The sequence below is a fragment of the Pantoea sp. UYEF8 genome (genome assembly GCF_040546285.1).
Classification (GTDB): Bacteria; Pseudomonadota; Gammaproteobacteria; order Enterobacterales; family Enterobacteriaceae; genus Pantoea; species Pantoea brenneri.
The window spans coordinates 21,183-43,387 of the sequence record NZ_JBEPNM010000007.1 but is presented as its reverse complement, the minus strand read 5'-3'; the positions used below and the strand labels follow the sequence as shown (position 1 = coordinate 43,387).

The following is a 22,205-nucleotide window of genomic DNA, read 5'->3' as shown; positions in this document are numbered from 1 at the left end:
TCACGCCAGGCGCGGTCAGAGTTCGCTCTGTTTGTGGAAACCGTCTTTCACCACGGTGCTTTCGATATTGTCTTTGTTGACCTGAATCGGGGTCAGCAGCCGCGATGGAACCTCTTTAAGTCCGTTGTTCAGCGTGCTGTTGCTGGCCGGCTTTTTGCCATCGCCCAGTTCGACTGCGATTTTTGCTGCTTCGGTGGCGAGTTCGGTGATCGGCTTGTATACCGTCATGGTCTGGGTGCCGGCTTTAATCCGTTTGATGGCCGCCAGGTCAGCATCCTGGCCGGAGATCGCCACTTTGCCGGCCAGTCCCTGGGCGCTCAGCGCCTGAATCGCCCCGCCGGCGGTAGCATCATTAGACGCCACAACCGCATCGATATGGTTACCGTTGGCGGTCAGCGCGTTTTCCATAATTTTCAGAGCGTTTTCCGGCAGCCAGGCATCGACCCACTGATCGCCGACAATTTTAATGCTGCCATTATCGATAAAGGGTTTTAATACTTTCATCTGGCCGGCGCGGAACAGGCGGGCATTATTATCTACCGGGGAACCGCCCATTAAAAAGTAGTTGCCCTTAGGCACCTGTTTCACAATGCTTTCGGCCTGCAACTCACCCACTTTTTCATTATCAAACGAGATATAAAAATCGATGTCAGCGTTATTTATCATCCGGTCGTAGGCCAGTACTTTAATCCCTTCACGTTTCGCTTCGGCGACCACGTTACTCAGCACCTGGCCGTTATAGGGAATAATCACCAGCACATCGACGCCGCGGTTGATCATATTTTCAATCTGCGACATCTGGGTCTCTTCATTGCCGTTTGCCGACTGGACAAACACCTGCGCACCCAGCGATTCCGCCTGCTTCACGAAAATATCGCGGTCTTTTTGCCAGCGTTCCAGACGTAAATCATCAATTGCCATGCCGATCTTCACTTCTTTGGCCACGCTGGTCTGGCTGAACAGAGCCAGCGCAGCGCAGACGGCTAACAGCGCATGTTTCATCTTCATTGCGTTTATCCTGTAGGTTGAGGCTATTGTCGTTGCAGGCCCATGAACCAGGCGGATGAATTGTTGCCCTGATTTTCCCGTTACATCAATTACTGATTTTTATCCGGCCATTACGTTTTTTGGTTTATTTCTTTTTTTATGAGCGCGATCGATATTTCATCTTTTTCGGACTGAGCAAGAGATCCGGCAATAACCGCGCTGAGATCAGCTTTATTTTGCGAGCCAGCGCACAAATAATAATTATCTGATACGCAGTGTGAAATATCGTAATTGAGCCGCGCCGACAGCCAATATCAAATATCGCTTCAATGCAGACCATTCGGGTCCCGATGCTAAGGAGCAAACCATGCACGCTTATTTCGATCAGATCGATCGCGTCCGTTACGAAGGAACCAAATCGACTCAGCCTCTCGCGTTTCGTCATTACAATCCTGACGAAGTGATCCTCGGCAAGACCATGGCGGAACATCTGCGCTTTGCGGCCTGCTACTGGCATACCTTCTGCTGGAACGGAGCGGATATGTTTGGCGTCGGCGCGTTTGATCGCCCATGGCAAAAAAATGGTGATGCGCTGCAGCTGGCGAAGCAAAAAGCGGACGTCGCCTTTGAGTTCTTTCACAAGCTGAACGTGCCTTATTACTGCTTTCATGATGTGGATGTTTCGCCGGAAGGCGATTCGCTGCGCAGCTATCAGGACAATTTTGCCATCATGACCGATAAGCTGCTGGAGAAGCAGCAGGAGACCGGGGTGAAGCTGCTGTGGGGCACGGCGAACTGCTTTACCCATCCACGCTACGGCGCGGGCGCGGCGACCAATCCCGATCCGGCGGTCTTCGCCTGGGCCGCGACTCAGGTGTGCAGCGCCATGCAGGCCACCAAAACCCTTGGCGGTGAAAACTATGTGCTGTGGGGCGGCCGCGAAGGGTATGAAACTCTGCTGAATACCGATCTGCGCCAGGAGCGCGAGCAGATTGGCCGCTTTATGCAGATGGTGGTTGAGCACAAACACAAAATCGGTTTCCAGGGCACACTGCTGATTGAGCCGAAGCCGCAGGAACCGACCAAGCATCAGTACGACTACGACGTCGCCACGGTGTATGGCTTCCTCAAACAGTTCGGTCTGGAGAAAGAGATCAAAGTGAACGTCGAGGCCAATCACGCCACGCTGGCCGGTCACTCTTTCCACCACGAAATAGCTACCGCCATTGCGCTGGGCATTTTCGGCTCGGTCGATGCCAACCGCGGCGACGCGCAGTGTGGCTGGGACACCGATCAGTTCCCGGTCAGCGTGGAGGAGAATGCGCTGGTGATGTATGAGATCCTCAAGGCGGGCGGCTTTACCACCGGCGGCTTAAACTTTGATGCCAAAGTGCGTCGCCAGAGCACCGACAAATACGATCTGTTCTACGGCCATATCGGCGCGATGGATACCATGGCGCTGGCGCTGAAAGTCGCGGCCCGGATGATCGACGACGGCGAGCTGGATAAGCGCGTGGCACAGCGTTACAGCGGCTGGAATGGTGAGTTCGGCCAGCAAATTTTGAAAGGCGAGTTTTCACTGGCCACGCTGGCGGCGCATGCTCAGCAACAGCAGTTGAATCCGCAACATCAGAGCGGACGCCAGGAGCAGCTGGAAAACCTGGTGAATCACTATCTGTTTGATTTCTAAAGGCTCAGGAGCAGAACATGTTTATCGGGATCGATTTAGGCACCTCTGGCGTCAAAGTGGTGCTGGTGGATGCCGCCGGCCAGGTGCAGGCGACAGAAACAGCGCCGCTGCAGGTTTCACGTCCACAGCCGCTGTGGAGCGAACAGGATCCCGAAAGCTGGTGGCAGGCGCTGGACCACGCCATGCAGGCGCTGAGCGGGCAGCACGATCTGCGCGCCGTTGAGTCGATCGGGCTGAGCGGCCAGATGCATGGCGCGACCCTGCTGGACAGCGCCGGCCGCGTTCTGCGTCCGGCGATACTGTGGAATGATGGGCGTAGTGAGGCGCAGTGCCGTGAACTGGAACAGAAGGTGCCGGACGCCCGGGCGATCACCGGCAACCTGATGATGCCCGGTTTCACGGCGCCCAAGCTGCTGTGGGTGCAGCAACACCAACCGGTCATTTTCAGTCAGATCGCGAAGGTGCTGTTGCCAAAAGATTACCTGCGCTGGCGGATGAGCGGTGACTTCGCCACCGACCTGTCAGATGCGGCAGGCACGCTGTGGCTGGATGTGGCGCGGCGAGACTGGAGCGATGAGATGCTGCGCGCCTGCGATCTCAGTCGTGAGCAGATGCCACAACTGTATGAGGGCAATGCCATAACCGGCACGCTGGATGCTGCCCTGGCGGCGCGCTGGAAAATGAATCCGGTGCCGCTGGCGGCGGGCGGTGGCGATAATGCGGCGGGCGCGGTCGGCGTTGGCATGACTGAGCCGGGTCAGGGCATGCTCTCACTGGGCACCTCCGGCGTCTACTTTGTGGTCAGCGAGGGCTATCTGAGTAATCCTCAGCGCGCCGTTCACAGTTTCTGTCATGCCTTACCGCAGCGCTGGCATCTGATGTCGGTGATGCTCAGCGCCGCTTCCTGCCTCGACTGGGCGGCTGAACTGACCGGCTGTCACGATGTACCGGCACTGCTGGATGAGGCGGCGCGGGCGCGCGATGACGTGCCGCCGCTGTGGTTTTTACCCTATCTCTCCGGCGAACGCACGCCGCACAACAATCCCAACGCCAGAGGCGCTTTCTTTGGCTTTACCCACCAGCATGGTCGTCCGGAACTGGCGCGGGCGGTGCTGGAAGGCGTGGGATTTGCGCTGGCGCAGGGGATGGATGTGCTGCATGAATGCGGCGTGCAGCCAAAAAGTATTATGTTGATCGGGGGCGGCGCACGCAGTGCGATGTGGCGGCAGATGCTGGCGGACATCAGCGGTCAGACGCTCGATTACTGCCACGGTGGTGAGGTCGGACCGGCACTCGGCGCGGCCAGGCTGGCGCAGCTGGCGCTGGATGGTCAGGCTGCGGCACCGACGCTTACCCTGGTGCAACGCCACCAGCCGGACAGCGCGCGCAGGGCGCATTACCAGCCGCTGCGGCAGACGTTTGCCGCGCTGTATCAGCAACTGCTGCCGTTAATGCACTAAACCGCGACAAACCCCGACGCGCTGGCCGGTAACCGCCGTGTCGGTGCGTTTCGCTTATCCGTTTACCGGCCGGTAGCATCACAGCCGGGATGGGTGTTCACATCCCGGCAGATCCGTGCCCTGCTTTCAGCCAATCGCGCCCAGCGTGTCATCCTGACTGTGCTTTTTCGGCAGCAGGAACAGGGTGGCCACAATATCCAGCAGATAGATTAGCGCCAGCAGCGTAATCGCCGCCGCAAAGGAGAACTGGCTCGCCAGCAGGCCAATCACCACCGGGCCGAAGCCGCCGACGCCCCGCCCAAGGTTAAACAGGACGTTTTGCGCCGTGGCCCGCACCTGTGGCGGGAAGGTATCGGAGATCAGCGCGCCGTAGCCACCAATCATCCCATTAACGAACATCCCCATGATCGCCCCGGTAACCAGCATGATGCCGGGATCGCGTAACTGAGCATAAATCACCACCATCACTACCGCGCCAAACTGATAGAGCAGGAAAATCTTCCAGCGCGCAAAGCGATCGGCCAGCACACCAAACAGCCAGATACCGAAGGTCATACCGACCACCGTTACCGCCGTCCACAGACCCGATTTGGTCAGGCTGAAACCGAAGCTGGAGGAGAGGTAGCTCGGCATCCAGATCATCAGGCCGTAGTAGCCAAAATTCTGTACCGAACAGAGGATGAAAATGCCGAGGCTGGCTTTTGCAGTCGCGCGATCGCGGACCAGCAGCTTGAGGCGCGCCGGGAAAGAGAGCGAGGGAACGTTTTTGACCTGTCGGCGATAGGCCTCCGGTTCGCCCATGCTGCGACGGATCACAAACGAGACCAGCGCGGGTAATAAACCGACCAGAAACATGCCGCGCCAGCCGATCACGCTCAGCAGCGGCGGCGTAATAAAGGCCGCCAGCAGCACACCGAGCTGCCAGCCGATACCGACCCACGCCGAGGCGCGGTTGCGCTTCTCTGCCGGCCAGGCTTCGGCAATCAGCGCCATACCGATGCCGAACTCTCCGCCCAGCCCGACGCCCGCCAGGGTACGCCAGGCCAGCAGATCCCAGTAGCCCTGCGCCACGGCGCACAGGCCGGTAAACACCGAGAACACCAGGATAGTGATGGTCAGCATACGAATACGCCCAAAGCGATCGCTGAGATGGCCAAACACAATACCGCCGATGACCGCGCCGATCAGCGTCCAGGTGACCAGCGATCCCGCCTGCGATGGATTGAGCGCCAGCGAGACGCTGATCGCCGGCAGCATAAAGCCAAGGATCAGCAGATCAAATCCATCCATCGCATAACCGCTGACGGCGGCCAGCATCGCTTTACCGGGCGTGACGCCGGGTTTAGCCTGGGGAGAAGGAGACATTATTCAGCACCTCAGAAGGAAAAGTGCCGCAAGTATAAAGAGTGTTGCCGGGGGGACCAATCGAAAACGCCGAACCGTACGCCAGCGCGGCGTACGGTTGCGGTCACTCAGGAGGGCTTATTGCTGCCATCATCGCCTGACAGCAGTTCGTCGAGCCGGTCACCGCCAACGTGGCGGAAATCCTGACCTTTGACGAAATAGAAGATGATTTCACAGATGTTCTGGCAGCGATCGCCGATGCGCTCAATCGCCCGGGCGCAGAACAACGCCGTCAGTACGCTGGGAATGGTACGCGGATCTTCCATCATGTAGGTCATCAGTTGACGCACAATGCCCTCGTACTCTTTATCCACCTTTTTATCTTCACGGTAGATAGCGATCGCTTCGTTGAGGTCCATGCGCGCAAAGGCGTCCAGCACATCATGCAGCATCTGTACGGTATGACGACCCAGCGACTCGAGACTCACCAGCAGCGGCAGATGTTGCTGACCGAACTTCTCCAGCGCGGTGCGGCTGATCTTCTCCGCTACGTCACCAATCCGTTCCAGCTCAGAAATGGTTTTAATGATCGCCATCACCAGCCGCAAATCGATAGCGGTTGGCTGACGTTTGGCGATGATGCGCACGCAGGCCTCATCAATCTCCACTTCCATCATGTTGACCTTCTGGTCGCCGTCGATCACCCGCTGCGCCAGTTCACCATCGAGGTTATGCATCGCGGTGATGGCGTCGGTCAGCTGCTGCTCGACCATGCCACCCATGATCATCACCTGGGTGCGAATGTGCTCCAGCTCGGCATTGAACTGACCGGAGATATGTTTGTTCAGATTCAGATTATCCATGGCGATCTCCTGTCAAATCAGCCGTAGCGGCCGGTAATGTAGTCTTCAGTTTGCTTCTGTGCCGGCTTGGTGAACAGCGTGTCGGTATCGCTGAATTCAATCAGTTCGCCCAGATACATAAATGCGGTGTGGTCGGAGCAGCGTGCGGCCTGCTGCATGTTGTGCGTCACGATCACCACGGTGTAGTCCTGCTTCAGCTCGGTAATCAGCTCTTCAATACGCCCGGTTGAAATCGGGTCGAGCGCCGAACAAGGTTCATCCAGCAACAGCACTTCCGGGCGAATCGCGATACCGCGGGCGATGCACAGACGCTGCTGCTGACCACCGGAGAGACTGTAACCGCTCTGATGCAGCTTGTCTTTGGTTTCGTTCCACAGCGCGGCTTTGGTCAGCGCCCACTGGACCCGTTCGTCCATATCGGCACGTGACAGCTTCTCAAACAGGCGAACACCGAAGGCGATATTGTCATAAATCGACATCGGAAACGGCGTTGGCTTCTGAAACACCATGCCGACCCGGGCGCGCAGCAGCGCGATATCCTGTTGCGCCGCCAGAATGTTGTCGCCGTCCAGCAGGATATCGCCTTCAGCCCGCTGATCCGGGTAGAGCGAGTACATTTTATTGAAGGTCCGCAGCAGGGTCGATTTACCACAGCCGGATGGCCCGATAAATGCGGTGACCTGATTTTTGGCGATATCCAGATTGATATTCTTTAACGCGTGAAACTTACCGTAATAGAAGTTCAGATTACGGACCTGAATTTTATCGGCTGATGCAGTCGCGATACTCATTGCTCGTCTCTCTTATACGGCGCCGCGCAGGGCAGCGCCGGAAGTTAACCGTGTTTACCTTTGGCAAAAATCACCCGCGCTACGATATTCAGCAGCAGCACGCACAAGGTAATAATCAGTACGCCAGCCCAGGCCAGGCTCTGCCATTCGGCGAACGGGCTCATGGCGAACTTAAAGATGGTGACCGGCAGATTCGCCAGCGGCTGCATCATGTCGGTGCTCCAGAACTGGTTCGACAGCGCGGTAAACAGCAGCGGCGCGGTCTCACCAGCGATGCGGGCAATCGCCAGCAATACCCCGGTGATAATGCCGGAGACCGACGCCTTCAGGGTGATGGCGGAGATCATCTTCCACTTCGGCGTGCCCAGCGCATAAGCCGCTTCACGCATGCTGTCCGGCACCAGCCGCAGCATGTTCTCGGTGGTACGAATTACGATCGGCACCTGCAGCAGCGCCAGCGCAATCACCCCGGCCCAGCCGGAGAAGTGCTGCATCTGCGACACCACAATGGTGTAGACAAACAGCCCGACCACAATCGACGGCGCTGACAGCAGAATGTCGTTAATAAAGCGGATCACTTCCGACAGAAACGACTTGCGGCCATATTCCGCCAGGTAGATGCCGGCCATGATGCCCAGCGGCGTGCCGAAGAAGGTCGACCAGAAAATCAGTAATCCGCTGCCCGCTAAGGCGTTCGCCAGGCCGCCGCCGGCAGTATTCGGTGGCGGCGTTGATTCGGTGAACAGCGACCACGACAGGCCATCAAGGCCGCGTGATACGGTGGTGAACAGGATCCACACCAGCCAGAACAGACCAAATGCCATGGTCAGCAGCGACAGCGTCAGCGCTATCTTGTTTTTGGTGCTGCGCCAGGACTGCATCTTACGACGGGATGCGTCGAGTTCGGCGCGCGCCTGAACTTCAATGGTGGTCATGATCGCGCTCCTTCACTTTTCGCCAGCCGCATAATCATCAGTTTTGAAATCGCCAGCACGATAAAGGTAATCACAAACAGAATCAGACCCAGCTCCATCAGCGCCGCCACATGCACGCCGGATTCCGCTTCAGCGAACTCATTGGCGAGGGCGGAGGTGATGCTGTTGCCCGGCATAAACAGCGACGGGCTATCGAGCTGGTAGGTGTTGCCGATAATAAAGGTCACCGCCATGGTTTCACCCAGTGCGCGGCCCAGTCCCAGCATCACGCCCCCTATCACACCGTTTTTGGTGAAGGGCAGCACGATACGCCAGATCACTTCCCAGGTGGTGCAGCCGATGCCGTAGGCCGACTCTTTCATCATCACCGGCGTCTGCTCAAACACATCGCGCATCACGGAGGCGATGTAGGGGATGATCATGATCGCCAGAATCACGCCAGCGGCCAGAATACCGATACCGAATGCCGGACCGGAGAACAGCTCACCGACAATCGGAATGCCTGACATCACGTCGTTGACCGGCGTCTGGAAATATTCAGCAAACAGCGGCGCAAACACGAACAGGCCCCACATGCCATAGACAATGCTGGGGATCGCGGCCAGCAGCTCAATGGCGGTACCCAGCGGGCGACGCAGCCAGCCTGGCGCGAGTTCGGTCAGGAACAGCGCGATACCAAAACTGACCGGCACGGCAATAATCAGCGCGATGATAGAGGTGACGAGGGTGCCGTAAATCGGTACCAGCGCACCAAATTGTTCGTTGGGGGCATCCCAGGTTTTGGTCCACAAAAAGGAGAAACCAAACTTCTGAATGCTTGGCCATGAGGAGATGATCAGGGAGACGATAATGCCGCCCATCAGCAACAGGACGATCAGCGCGGCAAGCTTGACCAGCGCACCAAATATTCTGTCACCTTGCTTGCCTGGGGCTTTGAATGCCGGCTTGGTTGCAGCCATAGAAGTCTCAGTCTTCAGGAGTTATCAGGGCGGCAGTACGCCGCCCGTTGGGTCTGACCGAACCGGAGTCCGGCCAGGGTCGGTCAATTACTGATAAAGCGCCTTACCAGAACTGTCTTTGATATTGGCTTTCCAGGCAGCGCGAATCTGCTCGGTCACGCTCTCTGGCAGGGCGGCATAATCCAGCGCGGTAGCGGTTTTGCTGCCGTTTTTGTATGCCCAGTCAAAGAACTTCAGCACTTCGCTGCCTTTGGCCGCATTAGCCTGATCTTTGTAAACCAGGATAAAGGTGGTGGAAGAGATAGGCCAGGCATCCGCGCCTTTCTGGAAGGTCAGGTCCTGAGCAAATGATTTGCTCCAGTCTGCGCCTTTCGCCGCGTTGCTGAAGCTGGTTTCGCCTGGGGCGACCGGTTTGCCATCAGCGTCCATCAGTTTGGTGTAGGTCAGGTTGTTCTGTTTGGCGTAGGCGTATTCCACATAGCCGATTGAACCCGGCAGACGCTGTACAAACGCAGCCACGCCGTCGTTGCCTTTGCCACCCAGACCGACCGGCCAGTTTACGGTGTTGCCTTTACCGATTTTGCTGTTCCAGTCCGGGTTCACTTTCGCCAGGTAGCTGGTGAAGACAAACGAAGTACCGGAACCATCAGCGCGGCGTACCACGTTGATATTAGTCTCTGGCAGTTTCACGCCCGGGTTCAGTTTAGCGATCGCCGGATCGTTCCACTTTTTGATGGTGCCGAGGTAGATGTCGCCGACGGTTTTACCGTCCAGCGTCAGTTCACCTGATTTGATGCCCGGCAGGTTAACCGCCAGCACCACGCCGCCGATTACCGTCGGGAACTGGAACAGGCCATTTTTCTGCAGATCTTCATCTTTCATTGGCGCATCGGACGCACCGAAATCGACGGTTTTGGCGATGATTTGTTTCACGCCACCAGATGAACCGATGCCCTGGTAGTTAACTTTGCTACCGGTGGCTTGCTGATACTCTGCTGCCCACTTGGCATAAACCGGCGCCGGGAACGTCCCGCCTGCGCCCGTCAAATCGGTGGCCGCAAAAGCAGATACCGCGCTGACTGCAAAGGTGGCGGCGAGGATTCGGGCTACGGTGCTACGCATCAGTGTCATGTTCCCTCCAGGGGAGAAAATTCAGGCTCGGGGCCGTTTTAGTAAGAGTCAGTGATTGCTGCAGGAGGGAAAATAGGACAGTTTGATGACAGTGAAATGTACGAAATATGACAGTTATATGACAGCGGGCAAAAATGAAGCGGGCCCGCGACCGGGCCCACTTTGTTATTCTACGGTAACCGATTTCGCCAGGTTACGCGGCTGATCGACGTCAGTGCCTTTGATCAGCGCGACGTGATACGACAGTAGCTGCAACGGCACGGTATAGAAGATTGGCGCAATCACCTCTTCAACGTGGGGCAGCGGGATAATCTTCATCCCGTCACTGTCGCTGAAGCCCGCATCCTGATCGGCAAACACATACAGCAGACCGCCGCGTGCCCGCACCTCTTCGATGTTGGATTTGAGCTTCTCCAGCAGTTCGTTGTTGGGTGCCACCACGATCACCGGCATATCGGCATCAATCAGCGCCAGCGGGCCGTGCTTCAACTCGCCCGCCGCATAGGCTTCGGCGTGAATGTAGGAGATCTCCTTCAGCTTCAGCGCCCCTTCCATGGCGATCGGATACTGATCGCCGCGGCCGAGGAACAGCGCATGATGCTTATCTGAGAAGCCCTCTGCCAGATTTTCAATCAGCTTATCCTGCGCCAGCATCTGTTCGATCCGGCTGGGCAGCGCCTGCAGCGCATGGACAATCTCATGCTCGGTTTCCGCCGCCATGCCTTTCAGCCGGCCCAGCTTCGCCACCAGCATCAGTAACACTGCCAGCTGCGTAGTAAAGGCTTTGGTCGAGGCAACACCGATTTCGGTGCCCGCTTTGGTCATCAGCGCCAGATCAGATTCCCGCACCAGCGACGAACCGGCCACGTTACACACCGCCAGGGAACCGAGATAGCCCAGCTCTTTGGAGAGACGCAGCGCTGCCAGGGTATCGGCCGTTTCGCCCGATTGCGATAAGGTGATCAGCAGGCTGTTTTTCCGCACCGCCGACTTGCGGTAGCGAAACTCAGAGGCGATCTCGACATCACACGGAATATTGGCCAGCGACTCAAACCAGTAGCGTGACACCATGCCGGAGTTATACGAGGTACCGCAGGCGATAATCTGGATATGCTCCACCTGCGCCAGCAGCGCTTCTGCACCTGCGCCCAGCTCGCTGAGATCGACCTGGCCGTGACTGAAACGGCCGCTCAGGGTGCTTTTCAGCGCCATCGGCTGCTCGTAGATCTCTTTCTGCATGTAATGGCGGTAGATGCCTTTGTCACCGGCATCATACTGCAGGGTCGATTCGATCTCTGCGCGCGTCACCGGTTTACCAGTACGATCAACGATGGTCACATCGCGACGGCTGATTTCAGCGATATCACCCTCTTCCAGATAGATGAACCGACGCGTCACCGGCAGCAGCGCCAGCTGATCGGAGGCAATAAAGTTCTCGCCCACGCCACGGCCAATCACCAGCGGGCTGCCGGAGCGTGCCGCCACCAGCAGCGACGGATCGCGGCTGTCCATGATCACCATGCCATAGGCGCCGCGCAGTTGCGGGATGACGCGTAGCACCACTTCACGCAGCGTTCCGCCCTGCTTCTGCTCCCAGTGAACCAGATGCGCCACCACTTCGGTGTCGGTTTCAGAGGCAAACACGTAACCACGCTCGATCATCGCAGCGCGCAGCGGCTCATGGTTTTCAATGATGCCGTTGTGCACGATAACGATGTGCTCAGAAACGTGCGGATGCGCATTGGCTTCCGACGGCTCGCCGTGCGTTGCCCAACGCGTATGGGCAATACCGGTGCCGCCAATCAGCGGCTGCTGTTCGGCTGCATCGGCCAGCTTCTGCACTTTCCCTAAACGTCGCAGGCGCGTTACGTGCCCCTGACGATCGACCACGGCCAGACCGGCCGAATCATATCCGCGATACTCAAGACGACGCAGGCCTTCCAGCAGAATTTCTGCGATATCGCGTTGTGCTACTGCACCAACAATTCCACACATAATGATGTTTTCCTGACTACATGGCTGTTCGCCACTTTCGTTGTCATGCGACCTGATATCCGGCTTTGCCGGTTCCCCGAGCCTTGTAGAGAGTGGGGATTATAGTTTTGGCACTGCATCGGCCCGCATGAAGCGGGCCGTTAAAATTATTTTTTCTTCTGTGGGCGCTGCCAGTCCGCTTTGTGATTCTGCTCTTTACGGTTGTAGACCAGTCCCGCTTCGGTGACATCTTTCATGATGGTGGTGCCCGCCGCAATGGTAGCACCTGCCGCCACGCTGACCGGCGCCACCAGCTGGGTGTCCGAGCCGACAAACACGTTATCACCGATCACGGTTTTTGATTTATTCGCGCCATCATAGTTGCAGGTAATGGTGCCGGCCCCAATGTTGACGTTAGCGCCGATCTCCGCGTCGCCCAGATAGGAGAGGTGACCCGCTTTCGAACCTTGGCCCAGACGGGCTTTTTTCATCTCAACGAAGTTGCCGACATGGGCGGCATGTGCCAGCTCACTGCCGGGACGCAGTCGGGCGAAAGGTCCGACGGTACAGGCGCTGGCCAGATTCGCATCCTCGATCACCGAATAAGGGCTGATTTCGCAATCGTCGCCAATCACGCTGTTTTTGATGATGCAGCCCGCGCCGATTTTTACCCGATCGCCCAGCGCCACCTGACCTTCAATGATGACGTTGGTGTCGATTTCCACATCCCGGCCGTGGGTCAGGGTACCGCGCAGGTCAAAGCGGGCCGGATCGCGCAGCATCACGCCCGCCAGCAGCAGGCGCTCAGCCTGTTCAGTCTGATAAGTGCGTTCCAGCGTTGCCAGCTGCAGACGATTATTCACGCCATCGGTCTCACTGATGCGCGTCGGATGAACCGCCTCAATCACCCGGCCTTCCTGATGCGCCAGCGCGATGATATCGGTGATGTAGTATTCACCCTGCGCGTTACTGTTGGTGAGCTGCGCCAGCCAGCGTTTCAGATCGCCGCCGTTGGCGATCAGGATACCGGTGTTGATTTCAGTGATTTGCAGCTGCTCTGGCGTGGCATCTTTCTGCTCGACGATGCCGACAATGGTGCCGTTCTCGCGCACGATGCGGCCATAGCCGGTCGGATTCTCCAGCACCACGGTGAGCAGGCCGATGCCGCCCTGCGGTTTGGCCTCACGCAGGCGCTGTAACGTCGCTTCAGCGATCAGCGGTACGTCGCCGTAGAGCATCAGAATGTCTTCATCGTCAGCGAAGCAGGGCGCGGCCTGCTGCATGGCGTGGCCGGTGCCGAGTTGTTCGGCCTGCAGCACCCAGTTGAGGGCGCTGTCGGTGAGGGTGGCTTTAAGACGATCGCCGCCGTGACCATAAACCAGATGCACCTGCTGCGCGCCCAGCCCTTTGGCCGCGTCAATCACATGCTGCACCATCGGCTTGCCTGCCAGCGTATGCAGAACTTTTGGCAGATCGGAATACATACGGGTGCCCTTGCCAGCGGCAAGGATCACCACGCTCATCGCACTGTTAGACATAACTATCCTGAGTGAATTTTTACGGGTGAAAGTAAAACGGTTTGAGGGTGAGATTACTACATTTTTCTCAGGCCGAAATTAGGCGGGAGGGCGCAGATGACCCGGCAGGCAAAAAAAATGCCAGCCCGGAGGCTGGCATTTCGTGACGCATAAAGCTGGATTACATCGCTTTTTTGGTCAGTTCGATCACGCGCAGTTTAGCAATGGCTTTCGCCAGCTCGGCAGAGGCCTGAGCATAGTCCACGTCACCGTGGCTGCTGTTCATGTGCTCTTCTGCTTTGCGTTTCGCTTCCAGGGCGCGGGCTTCGTCCAGATCGGTACCGCGAATAGCGGTATCGGCCAGAACGGTGCTGCTGCCCGGCTGCACTTCCAGCACGCCGCCAGAGAGGTAGATAAACTCCTCTTCGCCGTGCTGTTTCACGATACGGATCATTCCAGGCTTAATGGCAGTCAGCAGCGGCGCATGGCCAGGGAAAATCCCTAACTCACCTTCGCTACCTGACACCTGAATTTTCTGTACCAGACCAGAGAACAACTGACTCTCTGCGCTGACCACATCCAGGTGATAAGTCATAGCCATAATATTCCTCCCGGGAAACCGTTATTACAGTTTCTTCGCTTTTTCCACGGCTTCTTCGATGGCACCAACCATGTAGAAGGCCTGCTCTGGCAGGTGGTCAAACTCACCTTCCATGATGCCTTTAAAGCCACGGATAGTGTCTTTCAGCGTAACGTACTTGCCCGGAGAACCGGTGAAGACTTCCGCAACGAAGAACGGCTGAGACAGGAAACGCTGAATCTTACGCGCACGTGCCACCAGCAGTTTATCTTCTTCAGACAGCTCGTCCATACCGAGGATGGCGATGATGTCTTTCAGCTCCTGGTAACGCTGCAGCAGTGACTGAACGCCACGCGCTACGTCGTAGTGCTCCTGACCCACAACCAGTGGATCCAGCTGACGGCTGGTGGAATCCAGCGGGTCAACGGCCGGGTAGATACCCAGAGAGGCGATCTGACGGCTCAGCGTTACCGTTGAGTCTAAGTGCGCAAAGGTAGTTGCTGGTGACGGGTCAGTCAGGTCATCCGCAGGGACGTAAACGGCCTGTACGGAAGTGATTGAACCGGTCTTGGTGGAGGTAATACGCTCCTGCAACACACCCATCTCTTCGGCCAGCGTTGGCTGATAACCTACCGCAGATGGCATACGACCCAGCAGTGCAGAAACTTCGGTACCGGCCAGGGTATAACGGTAGATGTTATCGATGAACAGCAGAACGTCGCGGCCTTCATCACGGAATTTTTCCGCCATGGTCAGACCGGTCAGTGCCACGCGCAGACGGTTACCCGGCGGCTCGTTCATCTGGCCATACACCAGGGCAACTTTGTCGATAACGTTGGAGTCGGTCATTTCGTGGTAGAAGTCGTTACCCTCACGAGTACGCTCACCCACACCGGCAAACACTGAGTAACCTGAGTGTTCAGCCGCGATGTTACGGATCAGTTCCATCATGTTGACGGTTTTACCTACACCCGCACCACCGAACAGACCCACTTTACCGCCCTTGGCGAACGGACACATCAGGTCGATAACCTTGATGCCGGTTTCCAGCAGTTCCTGCGAGTTAGACTGATCTTCATAAGAAGGTGCCGCGCGGTGAATAGAGGCGATCTCTACTGCGCTGCCATCTTCTTCTTTCAGCTCGCCTTTCATGTCGATTGGCTCACCGAGAACGTTCATGATACGGCCCAGGGTCGCTTTACCGACCGGAACCTGAATCGGTTTCTGCAGGTCGTTGACGCTCAGACCACGCTTCAGGCCGTCAGACGTACCCATTGCAATGGTACGGACCACGCCGCCGCCCAGCTGCTGCTGAACTTCCAGCACCAGACGCGCATCACCATTCATAACCTCGAGGGCACTGTACACTTGCGGTACCGCGTCCTGAGGGAATTCGACGTCAACAACGGCGCCGATAATCTGGACAATCTTTCCAGTTGCCATCTTGAATCCTCTACCTAATTCCAAACCTGGTTAAACCGCGGAGGCCCCCGAGACGATCTCGGTAAGTTCCTGGGTGATGCTGGCCTGACGAGCTTTGTTGTACACCAACTGCAGCTCTTTGATCAGATTTCCGCCGTTATCGGTTGCGGCTTTCATCGCCACCATACGTGCGGCCTGCTCACTGGCCAGATTTTCCACCACACCCTGATAAACCTGCGATTCGACGTAACGACGCAGCAGGGTATCCAGCAGCGCTTTCGGATCGGGTTCGTACAGGTAATCCCAGGTCTTCGCCTTCATCTCTTCTTCACCTTCCGCTGGCGGTAACGGCAGCAGTTGGGTAATGGTCGGAGTCTGAGACATGGTGTTATTGAACTTGTTACTGACGATCATCAGTTTGTCGATGCGGCCTTCATCATAAGCCTGCAACATCACTTTTACCGGGCCAATCAGGTCAGAAAGGGTAGGTTTATCGCCCATGCCGCTGACTTGCGCCACGATGTTGCCACCAACAGAACTGAAGAATGACGCCCCTTTAGAACCGATAATCGACAGATCGCTCTGCACGCCTTTATCGGACCAGGACTTCATATCTGCCAGTACTTTCTTGAACAGGTTAATGTTCAAACCACCACAAAGCCCGCGGTCAGTTGAAACGACCAGGTAGCCGACGCGCTTAACGTCGCGCTCTTGCAGGTAAGGGTGCTTGTATTCCAGATTACCCAACGCAAGGTGACCAATCACTTTGCGCATGGTGTCTGCATACGGACGGCTGGCCGCCATGCGTTCCTGCGTTTTACGCATCTTGGAGGCGGCGACCATTTCCATCGCTTTGGTGATCTTCTGCGTGTTTTTCACGCTTCCGATCTTGCTTCGTATCTCTTTTGCGCCGGCCATTAGCTTCTCCTCAAAGCCTTGCGGCCTGCCTTTTCAGACAAGCCGCCAGACATTACCAGGACTGGGTTGCTTTAAACGTATCGATCAGGCCTTTCAGCTTGGCTTCGATATCGTTGTTGTAGTTACCCGACTGGTTGATTTCAGCCATCAGCTCGGCGTGATCGCGATCGGCGAAGGCCAGCAGTGCAGCTTCGAAGCTGCCAATTTTTGCCAGCTCAACGTCGTTCAGATAGCCACGCTCGGCCGCGAACAGAACCAGACCCTGCTGCGCGACTGACATCGGCGCATACTGTTTCTGCTTCAGCAGCTCGGTGACTTTCTGACCGTGGCTCAGCTGTTTACGGGTTGCATCGTCCAGATCAGAGGCGAACTGCGAGAACGCCGCCAGTTCACGATACTGTGCCAGCGCGGTACGGATACCACCGGACAGTTTCTTGATGATCTTGGTCTGTGCAGCACCACCAACACGCGATACCGAAATACCTGGGTTAACCGCCGGACGAATACCGGAGTTGAACAGGTTCGATTCCAGGAAGATCTGACCATCAGTAATCGAGATTACGTTGGTCGGAACGAACGCAGAAACGTCGCCCGCCTGGGTTTCGATGATCGGCAGTGCAGTCAGTGAACCGGTTTTACCTGTCACGGCACCGTTAGTGAAACGCTCAACATAATCAGCGCTTACGCGTGATGCACGTTCCAGCAGACGGGAGTGGAGATAGAACACGTCACCAGGGAATGCTTCACGACCTGGTGGACGGCGCAGCAGCAGAGAGATCTGACGGTAAGCAATTGCCTGCTTAGAGAGATCATCATAAACGATCAGCGCATCTTCACCGCGGTCACGGAAGTATTCACCCATCGCACAGCCTGCGTACGGAGAGAGATACTGCAGGGCAGCAGATTCAGAAGCAGAGGCCACCACAACAATGGTGTTCTGCAGCGCGCCATGCTCTTCCAGCTTGCGAACCACGTTAGAGATGGTTGAGGCTTTCTGACCAATCGCAACGTAGACACACTTGATGCCCGAGTCGCGCTGGTTGATGATCGCATCGATCGCCATCGCGGTTTTACCGGTCTGACGGTCACCGATGATCAGCTCACGCTGGCCACGGCCGATTGGAATCATCGCATCGACCGACTTATAACCGGTCTGAACCGGCTGGTCGACTGACTGACGGTCGATAACGCCTGGTGCAATCACTTCAACCGGTGAGAAACCGTCGTTGTCGATTGCGCCTTTACCGTCGATTGGTGCACCCAGGGTGTTCACCACACGGCCCAGCAGACCACGGCCTACCGGTACTTCCAGAATACGGCCAGTACACTTCACCTTCATGCCTTCGGCGAGGTCAGCGTAAGGACCCATTACCACTGCACCTACTGAGTCACGCTCGAGGTTCAGGGCAATCGCGTAACGGTTGCCCGGCAGGGCAATCATCTCACCCTGCATCACATCGGCCAGGCCGTGTACGCGGATGATACCGTCACTTACAGAAACAATCGTACCTTCGTTGTGAGCTTCACTCACGACATTGAACTGAGCAATGCGCTGCTTGATCAGTTCGCTGATTTCGGTGGAATTCAGTTGCATATGCTCCAGTCCCCTTAAGACTGCAAGACGTCAGCCAGACGGTCAAGACGGCCGCGTACGCTGCCATCAATAACCAGATCACCCGAACGGATGATCACGCCTGCCATCACAGACTTATCAATTTTGCAATTCAGCTTAACTTTGCGTGACAGACGTTTTTCCATCGCGGCGCTGATTTTATTCAGCTGGTCGTCACTCAGCGTACTGGCGGAGATAACATCAACTTCTGCGGTGGCTTCATAAGCGTCACGCAGGTCGATGAATTGGGCCAGTACTGCCGGAAGCGCTGTCAAACGTCCGTTTTCCGCCATCACCTTAATCAGGTTCTGCGCGGGTTCATCCAGTTGATCACCACAGACTGCGTTAAACGACGCTGCCAACGCTTCGGGTGCTAACGCACCTGAAAGAAGATCAGCCATCTGTTCATTGCGAGCCACTTCTGCGGCAAACGCCAGCATCTGTTGCCAGCGTTCAATACTTTGATGCTCAACAGCAAAGTCAAAAGCTGCTTTGGCGTAGGGGCGAGCTACAGTAATCAGATCAGACATCAGCCCCTCCCTCCTTACAGTTCAGCGACCAGTTTATCAACGATGTCGCTGTTAGCAGCTTCATCCACGGAACGTTCGATGATCTTCTCGGCACCGGCCATAGCCAGCAACGCGACTTGCTTACGCAGTTCTTCACGAGCACGTTTGCGTTCGGCGTCAATCTCAGCCTGCGCTTGTGCCACGATGCGAGCACGTTCGTTATCAGCTTCGGTTTTGGCTTCGTCCAGAATCTGCGCGCGACGCTTGTTCGCTTGCTCGATAATGACCTGAGCGTCTTCTTTAGCTTTTTTCAGCTGGTCGGTCGCATTAGCCTGCGCGAGATCCAAATCTTTCTTCGCGCGTTCAGCAGAAGCAAGGCCTTCAGCAATTTCTTTCTGGCGCTTTTCGATGGCAGCCATAATCGGCGGCCATACGTACTTCATGCAGAACGCGACAAACAGGATGAACGCGATGGCCTGGCCGAGGATTGTTGCATTAATGTTCACAGCACAATGCCTCTAATTGAGTATTTAACTTTTCTGCCGTTATCAACGATAAGCGGCAGAATCCGTTCACCCTTGCACACTGTGCGCTGAGTGAACACAGGAGCTTTAGGCGACAGCAAACATCACGTAGAGACCCAGACCAACAGCGATCATCGGGATTGCATCCACCAGACCCATTACAACAAAGAACTGCGTGCGCAGCAGAGGAATCAGGTCAGGCTGACGAGCAGCGCCTTCCAGGAATTTTCCTCCGAGGATGCCGATACCGATCGCAGCACCGATTGCCGCCAGGCCCATCATCACAGCGGCAGCCATGTACAGCAGATCCATATTCAGGTTTTCCATGACAGTCTCCAGTTTGTTTCAGTTAAATGCTCCCTTCATCTTCCGGGCCGCGGCCTGATGGCCGTCACCCGGAATAGAGAGGGAAAGTAGTGTTGAGAAAAAAATCAATGTTCTTCAGATGCCATCGACAGATAGACAATCGTGAGGACCATGAAAATGAAAGCCTGTAGCGAAATGATCAGGATGTGGAAAATGGCCCACGGCACATTCAGCACCCACTGCGACCACCACGGCAACAGACCGGCAATAAGGATAAAGATCAGCTCACCCGCATACATGTTGCCGAACAGTCGTAAACCGAGAGAAACCGGTTTAGACAGCAGGCTCACACCTTCCAGAATCAGGTTGATCGGGATGAAGATCGGGTGGTTAAAAGGCTGCAGCGTCAGCTCTTTCGTGAAGCCGCCAATGCCTTTCATTTTGATGCTGTAGAACAGAATCAAAATAAAGACGCCCAACGCCATAGAGAGCGTGATGTTCACGTCTGCAGACGGCACGACGCGCAGCGCCGGCAGGCCCAACCAATGCTCGCCGATATACGGCAGCAGATCGATTGGCAGCAGATCCATGAAGTTCATCAGGAAGACCCAGACAAAAATTGTCAGCGCCAGCGGGGCGATAAGTTTGCTCTTACCGTGATACATGTCGCGCACGTTGTCATCAACGAAGCCGACAACCAGTTCGATAGCCGCTTGTAATTTCCCTGGCACACCGCTGGTAGCTGTTTTAGCTACTTTACGGAACAACACCAGGAAGATGAATCCCAGCACCAGAGAGAAAAACATGGAATCGATATTTAATACCCAGAACGTCGCGGGAGCGTCGTGCGGATTCACTAACTCGAAAGTACGCAGGTCCAGCTGAAGGTTATTCAGATGGTGTCCTATGTATTCTTGCGGAGTAGAGATTTCTCCTGCAGCCATGATGCCTCTTACCCTTTGTTGTTAATTACCGCCGGTGCCAGCATTTGTACCACCAGCACCGATAACCAGGTTATTCCGACCGGCCAGAAAACCGCCCCGAATAGACCCAACGCCACAATGAGCAAAATGATGGTCGCGAACACTTTGGCTATTTCACCCAAAGCGAAGCTCCACGCGACTCGCCCCGAAGCCGGGGTTTGCCCCTGCAGGCGCCAGGCTAAAAACAAAAACAACACGTTCGGCAGCCAGGCTGCCGCTCCGCCAGCTACAGCAGAGACGCCCCAGGTGACATCTTTCAGGGCAAAGAGTGCGCCGATGATGACGATTGTCACCAGCTGAATCATCAGCACTGTCCGGGCGAATTTTACACTGTAAAGAGACACTGACATGACGCTGATACTCTCCTGCCCCATTCGGGGTATGTCGCGTGTCGTATAAGACTGCCTTTACGCATTTGAGTCAAGCAGCAAAAGCCGTGCAAATTATACGGGCCGCACCTGCGATTTCAATCGGTAAGTAGCGAAAAGGTGAACAATTATTTAAATTTCTTTCCGGAGGGCTATTTTTCCAAACATCCCCCGGTGAGGATTCGCCTTTTCCCGGCTGAAAATTGGCTGGCGAGTTGCTTTTAAAGCGTGCTTTAGATCACATAATAAGCATTCGCGCCGCCAGGACTTTTCTCAGAACGCTAATTACATGCCGTTCATATCCGCGCTAAAGCCATAAAAATCAGTGGCTTGAAAATATATTAACCGCCAAAAAAGCCTATTTTCACTGAAAACACGCTATTGACATCGAACTGTGCATGAGAATCGTGAAATTCATATTACGCACGCCAGGTAATTACCTTGATATATTTTCTGGCGTGACTATTTTTATTCCGTTAGTCCGCTATACAAGTGATCTTTGTGCTAACTAAATGTGAATTAAACGTTAAATGTAACAGAGCTTTTCGGATAATTTCCGTCGGCGTTTTTAACCTTCCGCCGTCAGAGGCTTAATGAAAATCCTTTATTATTAACGCATCAAATGCACTTTTTTTCACCAGTCAGCGGGATAAGACAAATCGCTGAAGCGGGTTAAATCCTTACCTGTTTCAGGCTTATTGCTGACGGAGGATCACCAGGTGCCGGTCGCCTTCCAGCTGCGGAACCTGCAGCTTAATCACCTCATCACAGCGATAGCCGGCCGGTAAGCTGGTGATTTCATCATCCGGACGGACACCTTTAAGGGCAAAAAAGCGCCCTTCTGCCCCGGGCAGATGATGACACCAGTTAACCATGTCAGTCAGTGAGGCGAATGCCCGGCTGATCACGCCATCAAACGGTGGCTCTGCCGGGAAGTCTTCAACCCGGCTCTGCACCGGCGTAATGTTAGTGAGTCCTAACTCATGCTGTACCTGCCGCAGGAAACGCACCCGCTTACCGAGGCTGTCGAGCAGCGTAAAGTGCGCATCAGGCATCACAATCGCCAGCGGAATGCCTGGCAGGCCCGGTCCGGTACCGACATCAATAAAGCGCGAACCGATCAGGTGTGGTGCCACCACAATGCTGTCGAGTATATGGCGAATCAGCATCTGCTGCGGATCGCGCACTGACGTCAGGTTGTAGGCTTTATTCCACTTGTCCAGCAGGCCGACATAGGCAACCAGCTGCTGTTTTTGTTGATCGGAGAGGGTAATCTTGGCTGCCTGTAGCAGCGAGGTGAGTGTGTTGATCACAGCGTAAGTCCAGTCAGCG

The 22,205-nt window shown here is 55.8% G+C and carries 21 protein-coding genes; 2 read left to right on the top strand and 19 right to left on the bottom strand.

Annotation, left to right across the window (positions count from 1 at the left end):
* Positions 1-15: 15 nt before the first annotated feature.
* Positions 16-1,008, bottom strand: a complete 993-nt coding sequence (gene xylF, locus ABIB18_RS14380) for a D-xylose ABC transporter substrate-binding protein (RefSeq protein ID WP_069728653.1) — start codon at positions 1,006-1,008, stop codon at positions 16-18.
* A 346-nt stretch (positions 1,009-1,354) separates the two neighbouring features.
* Between xylF and xylA the strand changes: the two genes are divergently transcribed.
* On the top strand, positions 1,355-2,677 hold the full coding sequence (xylA, locus tag ABIB18_RS14375) for a xylose isomerase (protein WP_031376156.1): 1,323 nt from the start codon (positions 1,355-1,357) through the stop codon (positions 2,675-2,677).
* 17 nt (positions 2,678-2,694) lie between these two features.
* The gene (gene xylB / locus ABIB18_RS14370) at positions 2,695-4,137 is read left to right on the top strand and encodes a xylulokinase (protein ID WP_354474594.1); all 1,443 of its coding nucleotides are present in this window, start codon (positions 2,695-2,697) and stop codon (positions 4,135-4,137) included.
* A gap of 126 nt (positions 4,138-4,263) precedes the next feature.
* On the opposite strand, the gene ABIB18_RS14365 is transcribed toward xylB, so the two are convergent.
* The 18 genes from ABIB18_RS14365 to rsmG all read right to left on the bottom strand — a co-directional run bounded on the left by ABIB18_RS14365 (position 4,264) and on the right by rsmG (position 22,186).
* Entirely contained in the window at positions 4,264-5,502 is a 1,239-nt protein-coding gene (locus tag ABIB18_RS14365; RefSeq protein ID WP_031376158.1) for an MFS transporter, read from the bottom strand.
* A 107-nt stretch (positions 5,503-5,609) separates the two neighbouring features.
* The gene (gene phoU / locus ABIB18_RS14360) at positions 5,610-6,344 is read right to left on the bottom strand and encodes a phosphate signaling complex protein PhoU (RefSeq protein WP_031376159.1); all 735 of its coding nucleotides are present in this window, start codon (positions 6,342-6,344) and stop codon (positions 5,610-5,612) included.
* 17 nt (positions 6,345-6,361) lie between these two features.
* Positions 6,362-7,135 carry a phosphate ABC transporter ATP-binding protein PstB gene (gene pstB / locus ABIB18_RS14355; RefSeq protein WP_031376160.1) on the bottom strand — a complete coding sequence of 258 codons (774 nt, stop codon included), beginning with the start codon at positions 7,133-7,135 and terminating at the stop codon, positions 6,362-6,364.
* A 44-nt stretch (positions 7,136-7,179) separates the two neighbouring features.
* Complete coding sequence (gene pstA, locus ABIB18_RS14350) at positions 7,180-8,070, bottom strand: phosphate ABC transporter permease PstA (protein WP_031376161.1); 891 nt, start codon at positions 8,068-8,070, stop codon at positions 7,180-7,182.
* The gene (pstC, locus tag ABIB18_RS14345) at positions 8,067-9,029 is read right to left on the bottom strand and encodes a phosphate ABC transporter permease PstC (RefSeq protein WP_031376162.1); all 963 of its coding nucleotides are present in this window, start codon (positions 9,027-9,029) and stop codon (positions 8,067-8,069) included. Before pstC ends, pstA begins: the two co-directional genes overlap by 4 nt.
* 87 nt (positions 9,030-9,116) lie before the next feature.
* Positions 9,117-10,160, bottom strand: coding sequence for a phosphate ABC transporter substrate-binding protein PstS (gene pstS, locus ABIB18_RS14340; protein ID WP_031376163.1), 1,044 nt, complete (start codon positions 10,158-10,160; stop codon positions 9,117-9,119).
* 165 nt (positions 10,161-10,325) lie between these two features.
* Positions 10,326-12,155 (bottom strand): glutamine--fructose-6-phosphate transaminase (isomerizing), encoded by a 1,830-nt coding sequence (gene glmS / locus ABIB18_RS14335; RefSeq protein WP_031376164.1) that lies wholly within the window; start codon positions 12,153-12,155, stop codon positions 10,326-10,328.
* 146 nt (positions 12,156-12,301) lie between these two features.
* On the bottom strand, positions 12,302-13,672 hold the full coding sequence (glmU, locus tag ABIB18_RS14330; RefSeq protein ID WP_354474590.1) for a bifunctional UDP-N-acetylglucosamine diphosphorylase/glucosamine-1-phosphate N-acetyltransferase GlmU: 1,371 nt from the start codon (positions 13,670-13,672) through the stop codon (positions 12,302-12,304).
* Between the two features lie 160 nt (positions 13,673-13,832).
* On the bottom strand, positions 13,833-14,252 hold the full coding sequence (locus ABIB18_RS14325) for a F0F1 ATP synthase subunit epsilon (RefSeq protein WP_031376165.1): 420 nt from the start codon (positions 14,250-14,252) through the stop codon (positions 13,833-13,835).
* A gap of 24 nt (positions 14,253-14,276) precedes the next feature.
* Positions 14,277-15,674 (bottom strand): F0F1 ATP synthase subunit beta, encoded by a 1,398-nt coding sequence (gene atpD / locus ABIB18_RS14320; RefSeq protein ID WP_010258870.1) that lies wholly within the window; start codon positions 15,672-15,674, stop codon positions 14,277-14,279.
* A 30-nt stretch (positions 15,675-15,704) separates the two neighbouring features.
* Positions 15,705-16,571 (bottom strand): F0F1 ATP synthase subunit gamma, encoded by an 867-nt coding sequence (atpG, locus tag ABIB18_RS14315; RefSeq protein ID WP_031376166.1) that lies wholly within the window; start codon positions 16,569-16,571, stop codon positions 15,705-15,707.
* 52 nt (positions 16,572-16,623) lie between these two features.
* Positions 16,624-18,165 carry a F0F1 ATP synthase subunit alpha gene (gene atpA / locus ABIB18_RS14310; protein ID WP_069728658.1) on the bottom strand — a complete coding sequence of 514 codons (1,542 nt, stop codon included), beginning with the start codon at positions 18,163-18,165 and terminating at the stop codon, positions 16,624-16,626.
* A 14-nt stretch (positions 18,166-18,179) separates the two neighbouring features.
* A complete protein-coding gene (gene atpH / locus ABIB18_RS14305; protein ID WP_031376168.1) occupies positions 18,180-18,713 on the bottom strand; it encodes a F0F1 ATP synthase subunit delta in 534 nt (177 codons plus the stop codon).
* Positions 18,714-18,727: 14 nt separating this feature from the next.
* The gene (atpF, locus tag ABIB18_RS14300; protein WP_031376169.1) at positions 18,728-19,198 is read right to left on the bottom strand and encodes a F0F1 ATP synthase subunit B; all 471 of its coding nucleotides are present in this window, start codon (positions 19,196-19,198) and stop codon (positions 18,728-18,730) included.
* Between the two features lie 105 nt (positions 19,199-19,303).
* Positions 19,304-19,543: a F0F1 ATP synthase subunit C gene (gene atpE / locus ABIB18_RS14295; RefSeq protein WP_003849523.1), complete on the bottom strand. Its 240-nt coding sequence runs from the start codon at positions 19,541-19,543 to the stop codon at positions 19,304-19,306.
* Between the two features lie 104 nt (positions 19,544-19,647).
* A complete protein-coding gene (gene atpB, locus ABIB18_RS14290) occupies positions 19,648-20,466 on the bottom strand; it encodes a F0F1 ATP synthase subunit A (RefSeq protein WP_031376170.1) in 819 nt (272 codons plus the stop codon).
* An 8-nt stretch (positions 20,467-20,474) separates the two neighbouring features.
* Positions 20,475-20,855, bottom strand: a complete 381-nt coding sequence (gene atpI, locus ABIB18_RS14285) for a F0F1 ATP synthase subunit I (RefSeq protein ID WP_031376171.1) — start codon at positions 20,853-20,855, stop codon at positions 20,475-20,477.
* 713 nt (positions 20,856-21,568) lie between these two features.
* A complete protein-coding gene (gene rsmG / locus ABIB18_RS14280) occupies positions 21,569-22,186 on the bottom strand; it encodes a 16S rRNA (guanine(527)-N(7))-methyltransferase RsmG (RefSeq protein ID WP_354474587.1) in 618 nt (205 codons plus the stop codon).
* Positions 22,187-22,205: the final 19 nt, after the last annotated feature.